Source organism: Achromobacter sp. 01N37 (assembly GCF_056399725.1).
Map to the genome: position 1 here is coordinate 337,140 of NZ_JBFTRX010000002.1, position 17,584 is coordinate 354,723.

At 62.9% G+C, this 17,584-nt stretch carries 18 protein-coding genes and 4 tRNA genes; 13 read left to right on the top strand and 9 right to left on the bottom strand.

Features of this window, described 5'->3' with window-relative positions:
- Nucleotides 1–75: 75 nt before the first annotated feature.
- The 3 genes from AC1DSJ_RS04790 to AC1DSJ_RS04800 form a co-directional block, all read right to left on the bottom strand.
- Nucleotides 76–849 (bottom strand): UDP-2,3-diacylglucosamine diphosphatase, encoded by a 774-nt coding sequence (locus AC1DSJ_RS04790; RefSeq protein ID WP_441371487.1) that lies wholly within the window; start codon nucleotides 847–849, stop codon nucleotides 76–78.
- Nucleotides 842–1,351 (bottom strand): peptidylprolyl isomerase, encoded by a 510-nt coding sequence (locus AC1DSJ_RS04795; protein ID WP_054426573.1) that lies wholly within the window; start codon nucleotides 1,349–1,351, stop codon nucleotides 842–844. Before AC1DSJ_RS04795 ends, AC1DSJ_RS04790 begins: the two co-directional genes overlap by 8 nt.
- A 134-nt stretch (nucleotides 1,352–1,485) precedes the next feature.
- On the bottom strand, nucleotides 1,486–2,169 hold the full coding sequence (locus tag AC1DSJ_RS04800; RefSeq protein ID WP_054426572.1) for a tetratricopeptide repeat protein: 684 nt from the start codon (nucleotides 2,167–2,169) through the stop codon (nucleotides 1,486–1,488).
- Nucleotides 2,170–2,485: 316 nt separating this feature from the next.
- Here AC1DSJ_RS04800 and cysS point away from each other — a divergent pair, with 316 nt between their 5' ends.
- The 6 genes from cysS to AC1DSJ_RS04830 all read left to right on the top strand — a co-directional run bounded on the left by cysS (nucleotide 2,486) and on the right by AC1DSJ_RS04830 (nucleotide 8,411).
- Nucleotides 2,486–3,940, top strand: a complete 1,455-nt coding sequence (cysS, locus tag AC1DSJ_RS04805; protein ID WP_346550734.1) for a cysteine--tRNA ligase — start codon at nucleotides 2,486–2,488, stop codon at nucleotides 3,938–3,940.
- 20 nt (nucleotides 3,941–3,960) lie between these two features.
- A complete protein-coding gene (locus tag AC1DSJ_RS04810; RefSeq protein WP_054426750.1) occupies nucleotides 3,961–4,605 on the top strand; it encodes a DNA-3-methyladenine glycosylase family protein in 645 nt (214 codons plus the stop codon).
- Nucleotides 4,606–4,641: 36 nt separating this feature from the next.
- Complete coding sequence (locus AC1DSJ_RS04815; protein ID WP_054426570.1) at nucleotides 4,642–5,607, top strand: acetyl-CoA carboxylase carboxyltransferase subunit alpha; 966 nt, start codon at nucleotides 4,642–4,644, stop codon at nucleotides 5,605–5,607.
- A 232-nt stretch (nucleotides 5,608–5,839) separates the two neighbouring features.
- A complete protein-coding gene (tilS, locus tag AC1DSJ_RS04820; RefSeq protein WP_441371577.1) occupies nucleotides 5,840–6,814 on the top strand; it encodes a tRNA lysidine(34) synthetase TilS in 975 nt (324 codons plus the stop codon).
- Between the two features lie 147 nt (nucleotides 6,815–6,961).
- A complete protein-coding gene (locus AC1DSJ_RS04825; protein WP_054426748.1) occupies nucleotides 6,962–8,227 on the top strand; it encodes an aspartate kinase in 1,266 nt (421 codons plus the stop codon).
- Between the two features lie 91 nt (nucleotides 8,228–8,318).
- Nucleotides 8,319–8,411: transfer RNA gene (locus AC1DSJ_RS04830), tRNA-Ser, on the top strand.
- A gap of 75 nt (nucleotides 8,412–8,486) precedes the next feature.
- Here AC1DSJ_RS04830 and mnmH read toward each other — a convergent pair.
- Nucleotides 8,487–9,533 (bottom strand): tRNA 2-selenouridine(34) synthase MnmH, encoded by a 1,047-nt coding sequence (gene mnmH, locus AC1DSJ_RS04835; protein ID WP_441371488.1) that lies wholly within the window; start codon nucleotides 9,531–9,533, stop codon nucleotides 8,487–8,489.
- 87 nt (nucleotides 9,534–9,620) lie between these two features.
- On the opposite strand from mnmH, the gene AC1DSJ_RS04840 reads away from it, so the two are divergent.
- On the top strand, nucleotides 9,621–10,133 hold the full coding sequence (locus AC1DSJ_RS04840; RefSeq protein WP_441371489.1) for a DUF2199 domain-containing protein: 513 nt from the start codon (nucleotides 9,621–9,623) through the stop codon (nucleotides 10,131–10,133).
- 15 nt (nucleotides 10,134–10,148) lie between these two features.
- Nucleotides 10,149–10,313, top strand: a complete 165-nt coding sequence (locus AC1DSJ_RS04845) for a hypothetical protein (RefSeq protein ID WP_346550729.1) — start codon at nucleotides 10,149–10,151, stop codon at nucleotides 10,311–10,313.
- Nucleotides 10,314–10,360: 47 nt separating this feature from the next.
- Here AC1DSJ_RS04845 and acpA read toward each other — a convergent pair whose 3' ends face one another.
- Nucleotides 10,361–12,103, bottom strand: coding sequence for an acid phosphatase (acpA, locus tag AC1DSJ_RS04850; protein ID WP_441371490.1), 1,743 nt, complete (start codon nucleotides 12,101–12,103; stop codon nucleotides 10,361–10,363).
- A gap of 306 nt (nucleotides 12,104–12,409) precedes the next feature.
- Here acpA and AC1DSJ_RS04855 point away from each other — a divergent pair.
- From AC1DSJ_RS04855 to AC1DSJ_RS04865, 3 genes are all read left to right on the top strand, one after another.
- A tRNA-Arg gene (locus tag AC1DSJ_RS04855) sits at nucleotides 12,410–12,486 on the top strand.
- Nucleotides 12,487–12,622: 136 nt separating this feature from the next.
- Nucleotides 12,623–12,699, top strand: a tRNA-Arg gene (locus tag AC1DSJ_RS04860).
- Nucleotides 12,700–12,994: 295 nt separating this feature from the next.
- Nucleotides 12,995–13,071, top strand: a tRNA-Arg gene (locus tag AC1DSJ_RS04865).
- A gap of 162 nt (nucleotides 13,072–13,233) precedes the next feature.
- On the opposite strand, the gene AC1DSJ_RS04870 is transcribed toward AC1DSJ_RS04865, so the two are convergent.
- On the bottom strand, nucleotides 13,234–13,830 hold the full coding sequence (locus AC1DSJ_RS04870; protein WP_427947677.1) for a short chain dehydrogenase: 597 nt from the start codon (nucleotides 13,828–13,830) through the stop codon (nucleotides 13,234–13,236).
- A 136-nt stretch (nucleotides 13,831–13,966) separates the two neighbouring features.
- On the opposite strand from AC1DSJ_RS04870, the gene AC1DSJ_RS04875 reads away from it, so the two are divergent.
- Nucleotides 13,967–14,851, top strand: a complete 885-nt coding sequence (locus tag AC1DSJ_RS04875) for a LysR family transcriptional regulator (protein ID WP_054426565.1) — start codon at nucleotides 13,967–13,969, stop codon at nucleotides 14,849–14,851.
- 12 nt (nucleotides 14,852–14,863) lie between these two features.
- Here AC1DSJ_RS04875 and AC1DSJ_RS04880 read toward each other — a convergent pair whose 3' ends face one another.
- From AC1DSJ_RS04880 to AC1DSJ_RS04890, 3 genes are all read right to left on the bottom strand, one after another.
- A complete protein-coding gene (locus AC1DSJ_RS04880) occupies nucleotides 14,864–15,112 on the bottom strand; it encodes a hypothetical protein (protein ID WP_175171395.1) in 249 nt (82 codons plus the stop codon).
- A gap of 96 nt (nucleotides 15,113–15,208) precedes the next feature.
- A complete protein-coding gene (locus tag AC1DSJ_RS04885) occupies nucleotides 15,209–15,805 on the bottom strand; it encodes a helix-turn-helix domain-containing protein (RefSeq protein ID WP_175171394.1) in 597 nt (198 codons plus the stop codon).
- A gap of 109 nt (nucleotides 15,806–15,914) precedes the next feature.
- Nucleotides 15,915–16,694: an SIR2 family NAD-dependent protein deacylase gene (locus tag AC1DSJ_RS04890; RefSeq protein ID WP_346550724.1), complete on the bottom strand. Its 780-nt coding sequence runs from the start codon at nucleotides 16,692–16,694 to the stop codon at nucleotides 15,915–15,917.
- Nucleotides 16,695–16,883: 189 nt separating this feature from the next.
- On the opposite strand from AC1DSJ_RS04890, the gene AC1DSJ_RS04895 reads away from it, so the two are divergent.
- The gene (locus AC1DSJ_RS04895) at nucleotides 16,884–17,510 is read left to right on the top strand and encodes a cysteine dioxygenase family protein (RefSeq protein WP_346550722.1); all 627 of its coding nucleotides are present in this window, start codon (nucleotides 16,884–16,886) and stop codon (nucleotides 17,508–17,510) included.
- The last annotated feature ends 74 nt before the right edge of the window (nucleotides 17,511–17,584 follow it).

The window sequence follows — 17,584 nt, forward strand, 5'->3', positions numbered from 1 at the left end:
CCGGCAAGGCCTGAGGCCGTCGTGCGGCCGGGTCTTGAGGCTGACGTCTTACGGCCGGGGCTTGCGGCTGACGTCTTACGATTCCGTTTCCAGGTCGTAGAACTCCAGGCCGTCCTGGTCGATGACCAGCCAGCCGCCGCGCGGGGGCGACACGTGGTCGAAGTCCCAGTCGGGCAGCACCCAGCGTTCGCGCTTCTTGCCGTCGATATCCAGCACGTGGCGGGCAGGGCGGTGCGTGTGTCCATGCACCAGCACGCGCACGCCGGTCTCGCGGAAGATGGCGTCAACTGCTGCGCCGTTGACGTCCATGATTTCCATGGACTTCGTCTGGTTGGCCGCCTGGCTTTCGCCGCGGGCCTGCTGCGCCATCGCCAGCCGTTCCGGAATGGTCTTGGCCAGAAATTCGGCCTGCCACTGCGGATTGCGAACCATCGTGCGGAACTGTTGATACGCGGCGTCGTCCGTACAGAATTCGTCGCCGTGCGTCAGCAGCACCTGGCCGAAATCGGTGTCCAGCAGGGCGGGTTCCGGCAGCAGCTTGGCGCCCACGGCATCGGCCAGCTCTTGCCCGATCAGGAAGTCGCGGTTGCCGCGGCCCAGCCACACGGGAATGCGTGCGGCCGTTTCGCGCAGCGCCGTCAACACCGTGGCAAGCCACGGCGGTGCGGCGCGAATCACGTCGTCGCCAATCCAGGCATCGAAGATGTCGCCCGGCAGCAGCAGGGCGGCAGCGTCTTCTTGTGCGGCCTGCAAGAAGGCCAGAAAGGCCTCCGAGGTAGCCGGCGTGGCCGGCCCCAGATGCAGGTCGGACGCCAGCCAGATCGGACCGGACAGGGCAATCTTATTCAAGAACTTCGGCCTTCTCGATGATCACGTCTTCGTTCGGCACGTTCTGGTGGAAGCCCTTGTTGCCGGTCTTCACGCCCTTGATCTTCTCAACAACGTCGGTGCCTTCGGTGACGGTGGCAAACACAGCGTAGCCCCAGCCGTTCGGCGTGGGCGACGTGAAGTTCAGGAAATCGTTGTTCGACACGTTGATGAAGAACTGGGCGGTGGCCGAGTGCGGGTCGCTGGTGCGCGCCATCGCCAGGGTGTACTTGTCGTTCTTCAGGCCGTTGTTGGCTTCGTTTTCGATCGGGGCATGGGTTTGCTTTTGCTTCATGCCGGGTTCGAAGCCGCCGCCTTGGATCATGAAGCCGTCGATCACGCGATGGAACACCGTGCCGTTGTAGAAACCTTCCTTGACGTAGGTCAGGAAGTTTTCGACGGTCTTGGGCGCCTTGGCGGCGTCCAGGGTGATGACCATGTCGCCTTGGTTCGTGACGAGCTTGACGCGGGGATTGGTGCTCATGGCTTTTGTGCCTTCAGAAGTGGAGGTGGAAGAGGTGGCCGCAGGGGCGGCGCTGACGAGGGCTGGGGCAAATGCGGCCAGCGCGAACGAGCACGCCGTCAGGCGCAGCAGGTGGAAAGGAGAGTATCGGGACATCATTTGCCTTGTTTATCCTTCAGCATGGTTTCGACTTCGCGGGCTTTGTCCTGCATGCCCGGCACGCCATCACGGGCGGCCTTTTTGTAGGTTTGCATTGCCTGCAGAAGTTGCAGATCGCCCAGATTGGCGCGGGCGGCGGCATAACCCGGGTCGGCGCGCAATGCCATTTGCAGGGCATCTTGCGCTTTTTCAAGTTCTCCGCGGCTGGCATATAGAGCGGCCAGGTTGTTCCAAGGTTCCGGCAGCTCGGGGAAACGCGTCGTCATGTCGGTATAGATATCGATGGCTTCGCCCGTGCGGTTCAGGGCGGCCAGCGCGCGCGCGTGCTGGAACATCAGCTGGACATCGGTGCCGCGCTGATCCTTGATCTGCGCTTCGCGCTTTTCAATCATCGCCAGCGCTTCTTCGTTGTCGCCACGATTCAACAGCATTTCAATGCGGCCGGTAATTTGCGAGGCCGACGGCGTGAGCCGCGTGTCGACACCCGGCTTGGCGGCTTCCAGCAGGTTGGCCAGGCCTTCCCAGCCGCCTTCGGGCGGGATGGGGTCCAGCGTGGTCCGGGTGGCGTTGGGGTTGGCCCCCGAGCCGCCGGCCATGGACTGGGCAAGGGCGGTTGCAACCGGCGCGCCGGCCAAAGCCAGGGCGAGCAGGGCGACACAAAAACGCGGCTTGATAGTCACGTAGGTTATCCGTTAAAAGTCGTGGCCGAGCCGCACTTACGCGCGCGACCGGGCCGCTTGCTATACTTGACGACCGCCATTTTAGCCCCGGTTGCGTTTTTGGTTCGGCATTGGGTCCGAGACCTCGTGTGACAACGCGTATAGCGACCAGGCCGGGGTCGGCGCCGGGCCGATTGCGGAGCCTGAAAGCAGGGCTGAATCCGGCTGATCATGCCACGGGCGTGATCGGGGGCAGGCGGCACGCTTCGAAGGTATTGTCCTTCGCGAGCAACTTTCCGAATCCGCCACGGAATATTTAGACGAATCCATAAGCGCCATGCTGCAAATCTACAACACGTTATCGCGTACCAAAGAACCGTTCAAACCGGCCCAGGCTGGTCAGGTGCGCATGTACGTGTGTGGCATGACCGTATATGACTTCTGTCATCTGGGCCATGCCCGCATGCTGGTGTCGTTCGACGTCGTGCAGCGCTGGCTGCGCGCAAGCGGCCTGGCCGTTGACTACGTGCGCAACATCACCGACATCGATGACAAGATCATCCGCCGCGCCGTTGAAACCAACCGCCGCATCGGTGACGTCACCGAGTTCTACATTGCCGCCATGCACGCCGACGAACGCGCGCTGGGCGTGCAGTCGCCCGACCGCGAACCGCGCGCCACCCAATACGTGGGTGACATGCTGGACATCATCGGCAAGCTTGAGCAAAACGGCCTGGCCTACCAGGCCGACGACGGCGACGTGAACTACGCCGTGCGCGGCTTTGCCGGCTACGGCAAGCTTTCCGGCAAGACGCTGGACGACCTGCGCGCCGGCGAACGCGTCGCCGTGGGCTCGGCCAAGCGCGACCCGCTGGACTTCGTCTTGTGGAAATCGGCCAAGGCCGACGAACCCGACGACACCAAGTGGGAATCGCCCTACGGCATGGGCCGCCCCGGCTGGCATATTGAATGCTCGGCGATGAGCAAGTCGCTGCTGGGCCTGCCCCTGGATATCCACGGCGGCGGTCCTGACCTGAAGTTCCCGCACCACGAAAACGAAATCGCCCAGACCGAAGGCGCCTTCGGCGGCACGCTGGCCAACATCTGGATGCACTGCGGCCCGCTCATGGTCGATTCGGACAAGATGTCCAAGTCGCTGGGCAACTTCCGCACCATCCGCCAGACCGTGGCGCTGGGTGACCCGGCCGCTGACGACGCCAACTACCGCGTGAACCCGCGCGAAGCCGAAATGGTGCGCTTCTTCATTGTGCGCAACCACTACCGCAGCTCGCAGAACTACACGCCCGACAACCTGATCGACGCGCAAAACGCGCTGGACCGTCTGTACCAGGCGTTGCAGAACGTGCCTGCCGACGATCAAGGCATCGACTGGAACGAGCCGCAGGCCCAGGCCTTCAAGGCCGCCATGGACGACGACTTCAACAGCTCGGGCGCGATCGCAGCGCTGTTCGAACTGGCGTCCGACGCCAACCGCAACAAAAGCGCACGCAGCGCCGGCCAGATGAAGGCCCTGGCGTCGTTGCTGGGTTTGCTGCAACAAGACCCGGCCGCGTACTTCCAGTCGCCCACCCGCTATTCGGCCGCGGCCATCGAGCAAGGCCCGCGCGCCACGCTCGACGCCGACGCCATCCAGTCGCTGATCGACGCGCGCGCTGCCGCCAAGGCAGCCCGCAACTTCGCCGAAGCCGACCGCATCCGCGCCGAACTGCGCGAAGCGGGTATCGAACTCGACGACAAGCCGGGTGGCTTGACGCAATGGCGGCGGGCTTGAGCCCAGTGGATACCCCCGACATGTCCACCGCTGAAATCGACGTTCCCAAGCCTGAGTATTGGGAAGCGGCCGTCGCCCATCTGATGCGGCGCGACCGCATCCTGAAAAAAGTCATCCCCCAGCACCCCGAAGTCTGGCTGACTTCGCGCGGCACGCCATTCATTACGCTGGCGCGCGCGATCATCGGCCAGCAGGTGTCCGCCAAGGCGGCCGACGCGGTCTGGACCAAATTCATCGAAGCGGTGGGCAAGCGCCCGACGCCCGTAGCCGTGCTGCGTGTGGGGGTGGACGGGCTGCGCAAAGCCGGCCTGTCCCAGCGCAAGGCCGAATACGTGCTGGATCTGGCGGTGCACTTCGGCGAACGCCGGGTGCATCCCGAGAAATGGGCGGCCATGGACGACGAGGCCGTTATTTCTGAATTAGTCGCCATCCGGGGCATTGGGCGCTGGACGGCGGAGATGTTTTTGATTTTCAATCTACAGCGGCCTGACGTTCTGCCGCTGGATGATCCCGGATTGCTCAAGGCAATCTCGCTACATTATTTCAGTGGCGAGCCTGTCTCGCGCTTCGAGGCTCGCGAAGTCTCGCTGGCGTGGCAACCCTGGCGTACCGTGGCGACCTGGTACTTGTGGCGCAGTCTGGAACCGACACCGGTTCAATACTGATGCACACCAGGCAGCCCATCTACGGAACCACACTACATGCGCAATACATTTCTGGAATTTGAACAGCCGCTGGCCGAGCTTGAGAACAAGATCGAGCAGCTGCGCTACGTGCAGGCCGATTCTGCGGTAGACATCTCCGACGAGATCGGACGTCTGCAGCAAAAGAGCCAGACCTTGGCCAAGGAAATCTACGCCAAGCTCACGCCGTGGCAAACGGCGCTTGTCGCCCGCCACCCCCAGCGTCCCTACACGCTGGACTACGTGCGCGAAATGTTCACCGACTTCCATGAGCTGCACGGCGACCGCATGTACGCCGACGACCAGTCCATCATCGGCGGTCTGGCGCGCTTTAACGGCACGCCCTGCATGATCATCGGCCATCAGAAAGGCCGCGACACCAAGGAACGCGCCGCGCGCAATTTCGGCATGCCGCGTCCCGAAGGCTATCGCAAGGCCCTGCGCCTGATGCGCCTGGCTGAAAAATTCGGCATCCCCGTGTTCACCTTTGTGGACACCCCGGGCGCCTACCCCGGCATCGGCGCTGAAGAGCGCGGCCAGTCCGAAGCCATCGGCCACAACCTGTACGCCATGGCCGAGCTCAAGGTTCCCGTGATCTGCACGATCATCGGCGAAGGCGGCTCGGGCGGCGCCTTGGCGATTGCCGTGGGCAACGCCGTGTTGATGCTGCAATACGCCACCTACGCGGTGATCTCGCCCGAAGGTTGCGCATCCATTCTGTGGCGCAGCGCCGACAAGGCCCCTGACGCCGCCGAAGCGCTGGCCATCATTGCGCCGCGCCTGAAAGACCTGGGGCTGGTTGACCGCGTCGTCAACGAACCGGTGGGCGGCGCCCATCGCGACCCGCGCGTCATGGCCCGCCTGCTGCGCCGCGCACTGGGCGACGCCCTGCGCCAGTTGCAAGGCATGACGCCCGAACAGCTCGTTGAACAGCGCGTGCAACGCCTGCTGTCCTACGGCGCCTACCAGGAAGTGCGCGCCTGATGCAGGCAGCGGCGCGGGCGAACACGCCAGCGCCACGGCCGCGTCCACCGCGCCCTCTCGCATGACTGCCCGGCCCACGCCCGACACGCCCCTTGCGGCCGAGTCGGGCGTGTCGCATTCGGCGCCGCAAGCCGGGGGGCAGGCTCCGCGAGCCGAAGAAGGCGCGTCACCAGACGCGCTGCCGGCTTCGCCACCCGCAGGGCTCCCTCTCGTTCCCGCTTTGATCACGTCGCTGCGCCAAGCTTTGCTGGCGCTGCCCGAGCGTCCCGCGCGCATCGGCGTGGCGCTCAGTGGCGGCGCTGACTCGGCCATGCTGGCGGTGCACGCAGCGGCGGTTGCGCGCGATCTTGGCGTCGGCGTGGCCTTGTTCCATGTGCACCATGGCTTGCAGGCTGCTGCCGATGCCTGGAGCGAACACGTCAACGCGCTGGGCCGCTTGCTGGACCTGCCAGTCGCCCAGGCGCGTGTGCAGGTCGAACAGGCCGGGGGCAAGGGTGTCGAGGCCGCCGCGCGCGACGCCCGCTACGCCGCGCTGGCGCAGTTGGCGCATGCGCAGGGCGTGGCCCACGTGCTGCTGGCGCATCACCGCAACGACCAGGCCGAAACCGTGTTGCTGCGTTTGCTGCGCGGAACCGGGCTGGCAGGCATGGCGGCGATGGCGCCGGTGTCCCAGCGTGACGGCCTGACGTATTTGCGTCCGTGGCTGGGCCAGGACCGCGCCGTTATTTTGCAAGCCGCTGATGCCGTCGAAGCGGCCTGCGGCTGGCGTCCGGTAGAAGACCCCACCAACGCCGACCCCCACTACACCCGCGCCGCGCTGCGCGAATTGCTGGCGCCGGTGTTGGACAGCCGCTGGCCCGGCTGGCGCGCCATCGTCGCGCGCCACGCCGGTCACATGGCCGAAGCGGCGCAGATCCTGGATGAAGTTGCCCGCGAAGATTTTGCGCGCCTTGACCCGAGTGATGACGGCGCCAGTTTTTCGTTAAAGGCGTGGCGCGAGTTGTCTGCGCCGCGTCAGGCGCAGGTGCTGCGCCACTGGCTGAGCCAGAACGGCGCGCGCATGCCCACGGATGCGCGCCTGCGCGACCTGCTGCGCCAGCTGCGTGAATTGCATAGCCTGGGGCATGACCGCCAATTGCGCGTCGAGCAGTCGGGCCATGTCATCCGCTGCCATCGCGGGCGTGTCTGGGTGGAAACGCGGGGATAAAAACTGCCGTTTCGGAAAGAATCCGTAGAAAAATAGCCGCGCAATGAACATAAATTTCCTCAAATTGAGCAAATTTTTACCGTCGCGCTAGAATGTGTGGTTTTGCCCGTCACCACTTTCGCGGCGGGTTCCCAGCCAGAGTACGAGATGTCCCTGATCGTTCACAAATATGGCGGTACTTCGATGGGCTCGGTTGAGCGCATCAGAAACGTGGCGCGTCGCGTCGCGAAGTGGCATGCCGCCGGCCACCAGGTTGTTGTAGTGCCGTCGGCAATGGCGGGCGAAACGAATCGCCTGCTAGGCCTGGCGCGCGAAATTTCGCCCCAGCCCGACGGCCGCGAACTCGATATGATCGCCGCCACCGGCGAGCAGGCCAGCAGCGGTTTGCTGGCTATTGCGTTGCAGGCCGAAGGCGTGCCGGCGCGTAGCTATGCCGGTTGGCAAGTGCCCGTGCGCACCGATTCGTCGTTCACCAAAGCCCGCATCAGCTCCATCGACGACGCCCGCATCCGCGGCGATCTCGACGCTGGCCGCGTGGTCATCGTGACCGGCTTCCAGGGCATTGACCCGGAAGGCCACATCACGACGCTGGGCCGTGGTGGTTCGGATACCTCGGCCGTGGCCGTGGCTGCCGCCATCAAGGCCGACGAATGCCTGATCTACACCGACGTGGATGGCGTCTACACGACCGATCCGCGCGTGGTGCCTGAAGCGCGCCGCATGGCCGTCGTTTCCTTCGAGGAAATGCTGGAAATGGCATCGCTGGGTTCCAAGGTCCTCCAGATCCGCTCGGTTGAATTCGCCGGCAAATATCGTGTACCGGTCCGGGTCCTGTCCTCGCTGACCGACCCGCTCATCCCGCTCGACGAAGAAATGACTTCGGGCACGCTGATTACTTTTGAGGAAGACGAAAAAATGGAAGCCGCCGTTGTCTCCGGCATCGCCTTCAGCCGCGACGAAGCCAAAATCACCCTGCTGGCCGTGCCCGACAAACCGGGCATCGCTTTCTCCATCCTGGGTCCTGTCGCCGCCGCCAATATCGACGTCGACATGATCGTGCAAAACCAGTCCGTGGCTGGCACGACCGACTTCTCGTTCACCGTGAACCGCAATGAATTTGCGCGCGCCGTGGAATTGCTCAAGCGCGAAGTCATCCCCGCCGTGGGCGCGCGTGAACTGTCCACCGACGAGAAGGTCGCCAAGGTCTCGATCGTGGGTATCGGCATGCGTTCGCACGTCGGTGTCGCCAGCTTGATGTTCCAGACGCTTTCGCAAGAAGGCATCAACATCCAGATGATCAGCACCAGCGAAATCAAGACGTCGGTCATCATCGACGACAAGTACATGGAATTGGGCGTGCGCGCACTGCACAAGGCCTTCGGCCTGGACCAGGCGCCGGCCGCCAAGGAATAAAGGCAACGGCTCCGGCACGAATTTTTTTGCATGATGTCCCCACTTGCGGGACACACCTAAAAAATTCGTGCTAGAATCTCGTTCTCTTTTCGGAGACGTGCCCGAGAGGCTGAAGGGGCTCCCCTGCTAAGGGAGTATGTGGCTAAAAACTGCATCGTGGGTTCGAATCCCACCGTCTCCGCCAGATCTTCGGCGCTGGCTTAAACACCCAGCGCTGAATTAAAAAACCCGCAATCGCGAAATCGATTGCGGGTTTTTTTCATTGCAGCGCGGATAGCAGTTTTTGCGCCTGTTCCACCACATCCTCATCATTCGGCCTGAAGGTCATCGGCGTGGCTTGCGGCAGCTGCGTGTACTGCGCGTTGCTGCTGCGGGTGTAGGCGGGGTCGTAGTGGTGGTCGATCAGTTCGCGGGCCAGGTCGATGCGGCGGCCGTCGTCCACCATCTGTTGCCAGCCTTTGATCACATCACGGCTGTGCAGGCCCAGCATGCGTTGCAGCTGGGCTTTCAACCATTCGGGGTTTTCGAACAGTTGCGCGTAGTCCTGTTGAAGGAACGCGGCGCGCGCTTCGCGGGTGGAGACAACATCGACGCACGCGCCTTGGTGCATCGCTTGCAGCAAAGCAGGCGGGATTTCGATGGCGCCGATCTTGCGGCTTTCGGCTTCGATGAAGACGGGTTGCGTGGTGTCGAACGTGCGCAGGCGTTCTGCGAGCAGCGTGTCGAAGTGCTTTTGCGTGGGCTGCGCAATGCCGGGCAAGGCGCCCAGCAATGAGCCGCGATGCGCGGCCAGTTGTTCCAGGTCCAGCGTTTGGGCGCCGGCTTGCGATAGCGCGCTCAATAAGCGCGTTTTGCCGCTGCCGGTGGGGCCAACCAACACCACAAAGCGCAACGCCGCAGGCAAGGCTTCCAATGCGTCCAGGGTGGCGCGGCGGTAGCTCTTGTAGCCGCCGTCCAGTTGGCGTGCGCGCCAGCCGATCATGTTGAACATCAGCGTCATGGAGCCGGATCGTTTGCCGCCGCGCCAGCAGTAGATCAACGGGCGCCAGCCTTGCGGCCGATCGGCGAAGGTGGTTTCCAGGTGCTGGGCAATGTTGCGCGCCACGATGGCGGCACCGGTGCGTGAGGCCTCGAAGGGCGAGGTCTGTCGGTACAGCGTGCCGACGACGACCCGTTCTTCGTTGCTGAGCACGGGCGCGTTGATGGCGCCGGGGATATGGTCATCGGCGTATTCAAGCGGCGAACGCACGTCGATGATTTCATCGAAGTCGTGCAGCTTGTCCAGGGTGACTAACAGGTGTTTCACGATGACGGCCGATGCGTGGAGGAATGCGGTGGGAGACGGCCACTAGAATAATGCTTTCCCGCATCACACATACCTTCGAACCCGGACATGGATTTCTCTTTTCATTGCGCGACCTGCAATCAGGTTCACCACGGCTTGCCGAGTTTTGGCGCCGATGCGCCCGAAAGCTATTACCGCATCGCGCCTGAAGAACGGCCGCAACGCGGCGATCTGGGCAGCGATGATTGCGTGATCGATGAACAGCATTTTTTCGTGCGTGGCTGCATTGAGCTTCCCATTCATGGACATGCCGAGCCGTTTGTGTGGGGCGTGTGGGTGTCGGTGAGCCTGGCCAGCTACGAGACCTGGGTGCGTACGTCCGATGCGCCAGAGCGCTCGCAAACACCGCCGCTCTTTGGCTGGCTGAATACGCAGCTATCGCCCTATCCCGACACGCTGAGTCTGAAGACGCATGTGCATTTGCGTGACGGCGGTATCCGGCCGCTGATTGAATTGGAACCCACCAGCCATCCGCTTGCCGTTGAGCAGCGCGAGGGGATATCCGTCGAGCGGGTCGCGGAAATTTACGCGATGCTGGTGCATGGCGCCGATGGCGCTTAATTCTGCGAGCCCCTTTTGAACGTTGACGATATTTTCCAAGCTGCGCGCGGCGGCGATGTAGAGCGGGTGCGTGCGTGCCTGGCGGCGGGCGCGCTGATCGTTCGCACGACTGAAGCGGCCGGATTGCCGGTCACGTGGAACGGCAGCGCAGGCAGGCGGCCGACGCTGGCGTTGTACTGAACACCGAAGGCGTGCGTCGCAGCGGCGCACGCCTTCGTCGTTATCCCTTACGCGCTGAACTGCAACGTATTCGTCAGGTCCCCCATGGGTTGCTGCCCACGAGCCGTCATCGCGTCGTCACGCGCCTTCAGCCCTTCAAGCATCGGCAGGTCGAACACGCGGGTGGCCAGGCGCAGGATGGAACCCGTGTCGTACACGGTGTGATCCACGGTGCCTTTCTTCGCAAACGGCGAGACGACCAGCGCGGGAACGCGCGTGCCCGGACCCCAGCGGTCGCCTTGCGGCGGGGCCACGTGGTCCCACCAGCCGCCGTTTTCATCCACAGTAATCACGACCACCATGTTGTCCCACTGCGCGCTCTTCTTCAGGCTGTCGACGATGTGCGCGATGTGGCGGTCGCCCGAATCCACATCGGCATATCCTGCGTGCATGTTCAGGTTGCCTTGCGGCTTGTAGAACGTTAGCGGGGGCAGCTTGCCGGCTTCGGCGTCGGCCAGGAATTTGTTGGTGGACGACAGATCGCCCAGGCCGCCATCGCGCAGATGCGCGGTGCGCGCGGCGGTGCCGGGGGCGGTGCTCTTGAAGTAGTTGAAGGGCTGGTGATGCGCCTGGAAGTTGGGCGACGATGGAAAGCCGGTGCTGGCGGTGGAGTCGACCGCGGCCTGCCAGCCGCCGGCGTACCAGGCCCAGTCCAGGCCCTTGGCGGTCATCAGGTCGCCGATGTTGTTGTGCGCTTGGGGCACCATCGTTTGCGGGCTGGTGGCGTCGGCAAGCGTGGGGTCAGTGGTGTCGCGGCTGAATGATGGCCAGTAGGGCGGGGCCATCGTGTTCACGCCGTAGCCGTCCGGCGTTAAAGCGCTGGCGCCGAACTGCGGGATGCCGGTAAGCGCGCTGGCGGGCGACGTGGCTTTGGGTTGCAGGCGCGTGTCGGTGGGGTCGGCGCTTTGCAGCTGCGCGATCTGCGTCTTGGCGACCGAGTCCGCAGCATCCGGATAGAACGGCGGCCGGCCCGCGACCAGGTATTGGTGGTTCAGGAACGAGCCACCGAATGCGCCTTGGAAGAAGTTGTCGCACAGCACGAATTCTTGCGCGAGCTTCCACAGGCGCAGGTTGTACGCCGAGTCGCTGTAGTACCCCATGACGAGCGCGCCGGAATCTGCCCATGCGACGAAGCGGTCGTTCTTGCCGCCGTTGATCTGCATCTGGTTCTGATAGAACACATGCCACAAGTCGCGCGTGACGACGCCTTGCGGCAGCGGTTCGCCTTGCGGACCCAGCAGCGCAAATGGCGCGTTGGCCAGGTTGTTCATGTAGGGCGCGGCCTGATCCACTTGATACGTGATGTGGTTGGCCTGTTGCGATGTGGGCACCATGCCGTTCCACACGGGCGGCAGCACGGACAGCGGCGTGCCGTCGCGATCGTACTGCGTGGTGTCGGCGGCGGTGAGTGCGGACAAGGGCTTTTCAACGCCAGGGAAGTTGGCGAACAGATTGTTGAAGCTGCGGTTCTCGGCAAAGATCACGACGACTGTCTTCACGTTGTCGCGCAATTGCTTCGTCAGGTCAGGGGCGGGCGTGGGCGTGGGGTCTGGCGTGGGTGCGGGCGCGGGCGTGCTGGGGGTGCTGTCATTGTCATCATCGCTTGAGCAGCCGGACAGCGCGCCCATCGCGGCGGCGCTGGCGCCGAGTGCGGCGATGCCGGTCAGGAAGCCGCGGCGCGTGGCGCGCACGGGGGATGCGTTATCCGTGGCGTCGGTCGGCGCGCCGGAATTTTTTTCTTTGTCAGACATGAAAGAGGCTCTTCAGCTAGCGGGTGGCGCAGCGCACTGTCATTGCGCTGCGAGATCGCCGGATGACAGCCGGCATCGTTAACGGCCGCTAGGCTAAAGAGACAAGGTTCAATCGGTGTGACCATCCGCTGTCGGAAAGCTGAGCGCGAATGTTGTGAAGCTGAATGCGGAGGGCATGAAGCTGAATGCGGGCGTAGAGGGCGAGTAAATGGGGCGTGCGCAAGGTGCGTGTGCAATGCGATGTTTTCATCGCTCGACTTGCACGTTTTCTGAAACAACGCTATTATTCAAGGCTTGCTTTTTGATGCGCCCGTAGCTCAGCTGGATAGAGTACCTGGCTACGAACCAGGGGGTCGTAGGTTCGAATCCTGCCGGGCGCGCCAAGATTGCAATGCTGGAATGTTTGATGGTGTTGGGTGTGGATTGCAGCGAAAGCCGCGAAAAACACGGAAGTAAAAAACAACCGCATCAAGCTTACAGCGGCAAAATTTTCTGATATAATTTTGCCTCTTTGTCGGAGCGCCCGTAGCTCAGCTGGATAGAGTACCTGGCTACGAACCAGGGGGTCGTAGGTTCGAATCCTGCCGGGCGCGCCAAAGCAAAGAATGTCGCAAGACAACAGCAGTAAAAATGGAAAGGCCTTTGATCTTGAATCGAAGGCCTTTTTGTTTAGTGACAGCCAATGCATGTCGATGCAGAAGCTGCAACAGGCGGCGAAGATACTTCGCATGAAAGTTACGCAGAGAGCTTAAGCAAAGGACCGAAGCAAAGGACCGAAGCAAAGGGCTCAAGCAAAGCGTTTAAGCAGAAAATTCGCACAGCACTTCGCGAATTTCCCCAAGCGATTTGCGTGATGTGTCTTTTTCATGTTATAAACACGCCTCTTTCGGAGCGCCCGTAGCTCAGCTGGATAGAGTACCTGGCTACGAACCAGGGGGTCGTAGGTTCGAATCCTGCCGGGCGCGCCACCTTATTCAGAACTCGCGATGATGTTGATATCGCGGTTCAGCCGAAAGGCAAAGCAAGACAAAAAAGCGGCTTGATGGTTATCCATCAAGCCGCTTTTCTTTTGTCTGATCGCAGGATCGGAGTCACTGAGCCCGATCACCAAAAACGATCACTAAACCCCATCACCAAACCCGGATCACCCGTCCCGTTTGCACGCCTTCCACGCTGCGGCAATACGCCAGAGCGACGCGGCTGGCGGGGGCGGCTTCGAAGCCGGGGAAGAAGGGGCCGTAGCTGCCCATCGATTCTTGCAGCACGGTCGGGCTGACCGAGTTGATGCGGATGCCTTGCAGTTCAACTGCTGCGCCGCGCACGAAGCCGTCGATGGCGGAGTTCACGGCGGATGCGTTGGCGCCGTGGCGGATGGGTTCGTCGCTGACGATGCCGCTGGTCAGCGTGATGGAGCCGCCTGCGTTCACGTAGTGCTGGCCGATCAGCGCCAGGTCCACTTGGCCCAGCAGCTTGTTGTGCAAGCCGATCTTGAATTGTTCGGCCGTCATCTCCGACAGCGGGCCGAAGTGCAGCGCGCCGGTGGTGGAGACGATGGCGTCAACCTTGCCGACCTGTTCAAACAAGGCGCGGATGCTGTCGCTGCGCGTCACGTCGACTTGATATTGGCCACGCGTGTTGCCGACGGAGATGATCTCGTGGCGTTGGCCCAGCGCTTCTGCCACTGCGCGGCCGATGGTGCCGGTGGCGCCGATAAGGATGATTTTCATGGAGTGCTCCCGAGCTTGCTGGTTTGTAAAAGGGCGCCCCGGCCAAGCGCCAGGGCATGCAAGCATTCTCGCCGTTCGATTTCCATGGAAAAATCCGGGAATGGTGGAAACACTTCACACTCAGGGTGCGTAATTCATGGACCGCTTGCTCAGCATGGAAGTCTTTGTGGCGGTTGTGGAATTGGGCAGCCTGACGGCGGCCGCCGCGCGCCATCAGATGTCTGCCGCGATGGCGGCCAAGCACATCAAGGGCCTTGAAGCGCGGCTGGGCCTGCGGCTGATGAACCGCACGACGCGCCGGCAAAGTCTGACCGAAGCGGGGCAGGCGTATTTCGCGCGCTGCAAAACCATCTTGTCGGATATCCGTGAGGCCGAGCAGGGCGCCGAGGCCTTGCGGCTGACGCCGCGCGGGCATCTGCGCATCACGTCAACGGTCACCTTCGGATCGTTCTCGCTCACGCCCGCCATTACCGATTACCTGTCCGTCTATCCCGATGTCAGCGTTGAACTGGTGCTGAGCGATATGGTCGAGGACATCGTCGCCGCGCGTTACGACCTTGCCGTGCGTATTGGCGAGCCGGCCGACTCGGGGCTGGTCGCGCGCACGATCGGGCGCTACCAGATGATCATCTGCGCCGCGCCCGCGTATCTGGAACGCTACGGCACGCCAGCCTCGCCTGATGATCTGATGCGTCATCAATGCCTGGATTTTTCCTACTGGAGCCGCCGCACGGGCTGGCAACTGGCCAGCAACGATGGCAGCCGGGCGGGTTACCCCACCGGCCGCTTCGTGTCGAACAATGGCCAGGCCTTGCGACAAGCCGCGCTGGCGGGCTTTGGCGTCGTGCTGCAACCCGAGCTGCTGCTGGGCGACGATGTGCGCGCAGGCAGGCTCGTACCGATCTTGCAGCCGTACTGGCCCGTGGCGCGGCCGATCTCGCTGCTGTATCCAAAGGACAGGCAGGCGCTGCCGAAGCTCACGACCTTCGTAGACTTTCTGGTGGATCGGTTTACGCGATAGGGAAGGGGGCGTTCAGCGCCGTCGCCGGTCTACCGCCGTCAGCGCGATGCCGTTCTTCAGCATCTGATACGCCTGGCCGCCCAGCCAAGTGACTTTTTCACCTGAGCTCGTGCGGCAGATGCAATGCATCTTGGGGTCGAACCGGGACGTGCCCAGCGCGGAATACGCATCAAGATCCGCAACGAAGCGTTCGATGCGATACAGGGTGCCATCAGGCGATGTGACAAGCACATCGGTCAAGCGTCTTGCGGTGCCGAGCATACTCAGTACCTCCTGCGGGCCGTCTTTTTTGCGGCACCAAAGTCACGTGGACGTTTCAACGTGCGTAGCGGAAAGGCGGATGCCCCCGCTGTGGCGCTATTGAAGCCGCCCTCCTAACAATGAATCATCGAGTTGGTCTGGTGACACGCCTAACGCCTCCGACACGCGGTCCAGGACGACTTGCCGAGGCCTTGGACGTGGCCGTTCCAATTCAATGTAGATGGAGTGATCTACTCCCAGACGAGCCGCCATATCCGCAGTGGTGATATTGAGGTGCTCGCGCCAGGCGCGTATCAAACTCCAATCGTTGCCGGTTTTTAGATTGATGACAGCTAGTGGTAGCGGACTGTGCCCCGCATTCAGTTTCTGGTGCGGGGCCGCCCGGTATGCCTCCGGCGCATTCCGCTTGGCGTTGCCTTTGCGGGCATCGCCACGAGGCGTCGTGACGTCGGTTTCGGCGGTATAAATTGCGCCGCCATTAGTCTGACGATACTGGTTATTTCCGATCCAGGAAAGCGTTTCACCGTTGTCCAGCTTGCACTCGCAATCCAGGTGGTAATTGCTGGGAATGCTCTCAAGTTTGGCAATGGTTTCGGTGGTCGTGGCGTGGCGCACCACACGATGCAAGGCACCGTCTGATGAACGCACGAAGATGTCGGGAAGTCTCCAGGAAAACGGAATGATGCTCTCCACAGCCAAAACCACTCGCCACTGTATCGCGGTGGCCAAGCGGTGAGATTTGGGGTTTCCCCTCGAGTGGTGCAGCTGGCTTCTTTCTACCGCAGATCAGATGGGCAGATGTTCACAAATGTTCACTTGCGGCGGCCAGCACACGCGGCATCACGTCGGCGGCCAGCCCATGCAGATTGCAATGCGCGTGCGGGTCCAGCGGTGTCACGCCGGGGTTCACCTGCACGACTGTGGCGCCTGCGGCCAAGGCGCGTTGCGGCAATTCCGCGGCGGGATAGACCAGCGCTGATGTGCCGATGGCAAACAGCACATCGCATTGTTCCGCCGCGCGCAACGCGGTGCTCCAGGCGTCGCCCGGCAGGCTTTCGCCAAACCACACGACGCCGGGCCGCACCGGCGCGCCGCATGCGGTGCAAGCGGGCGGCGTGATGCGCCGTCCTTCGTCGGGTTCGACTGGGATCTCATCGCCAAAGACATAGGGCGCGGCGCACACGGAACAGCGCGGCGCGTGCAGGCTGCCATGCAGATGCACCACATGCTTGCTGCCTGCGCGTTCGTGCAAGTCATCCACGTTTTGTGTGACGACGATCAGTTCGGGCACATGCTGCGCCAATGCCGCGATGGCCTGGTGCGCGGCGTTCGGCGCGGCGCGCAGCACTTGCGCACGCCGCCATTCATACCAGCCCCAGACCACGTCGGGCTGCGCGCGAAACGCCTCGGGGGTGGCCAAGGCTTGCGCGTCAAAGCGCGACCACAAACCCGTCAGCGCATCGCGAAACGTGGCGATGCCGCTTTCGGCGGAGACGCCGGCGCCAGTGAAGATCACGACGCGCTGCGCGCCGCGTAATGCGTCCGCCAACGCGGGCGGAATATCGTGATGCGGGTTTTTCATTTCCAACCTTCAAGACAGTCCGATACGCTGCGCGCTGGGGCGCCGGCCTGTCAAGCCTGGCGTGACGTGGCGTGCGCTGGTATCGGCGTGATCACCACACTCGCGTCAGGCTCACCCGTGCATGGGCGTCCCGAATGGTGGATACTGCTTTTCTCATCTGGGATATTCCCATCGATCTGGAGACCCGCAATGCCCGATTCCGTTACCGGCCTGGACCGGCTTCGCCGTTTCATCGCGACGGCGACTCGCTTGGCGGCACCAGACGCCTTGGCGCAGACGCCCGCGCTGCAAGCCGCGTTTGCCGATCTGGTGCGCCACGACGACTGGCTGCCCGAGGCCTGTACCGCACCGCATCCGCAGTACTACCAGCAATACCTGCTGCATTGCGATCCGCTGGAGCGCTTTTCGCTGGTGAGCTTCGTGTGGGGGCCGGGCCAATTCACGCCGGTGCATGACCACGAGGTCTGGGGCTACGTGGGCATGTTGCGTGGCGCCGAAATCAATCAGCGCTACGTGCGCCATGCGGATGGCCGGTTGACGGCGGCGGGCGAGCCCACCACCTTGCAGCCCGGTGACGTCGAGCGCTTGTCGCCGCAAGAGGGTGACATCCACCGCGTTTCCAATGCCTTTGCCGACCGCGTGTCGATCAGCGTGCATCTGTATGGCGGCAACATCGGCGCGGTGTCGCGCCATGTGTATGACCCCGAAACCGGCCAGCCCAAACCGTTTGTGTCGGGCTATTCGTCGCCCAGCCTGCCGAACCTGTGGGATCGTTCGGCGGCTGTGCGCGCCACCATTCCCGGCCTGAAGGCCTGAGCGCCGCGGCGCCCGAAAGCGCTGTCCGCCCGGGCGCGTCTCGTGCTATGTTCCCGTCCTAAATATTAGGAAAA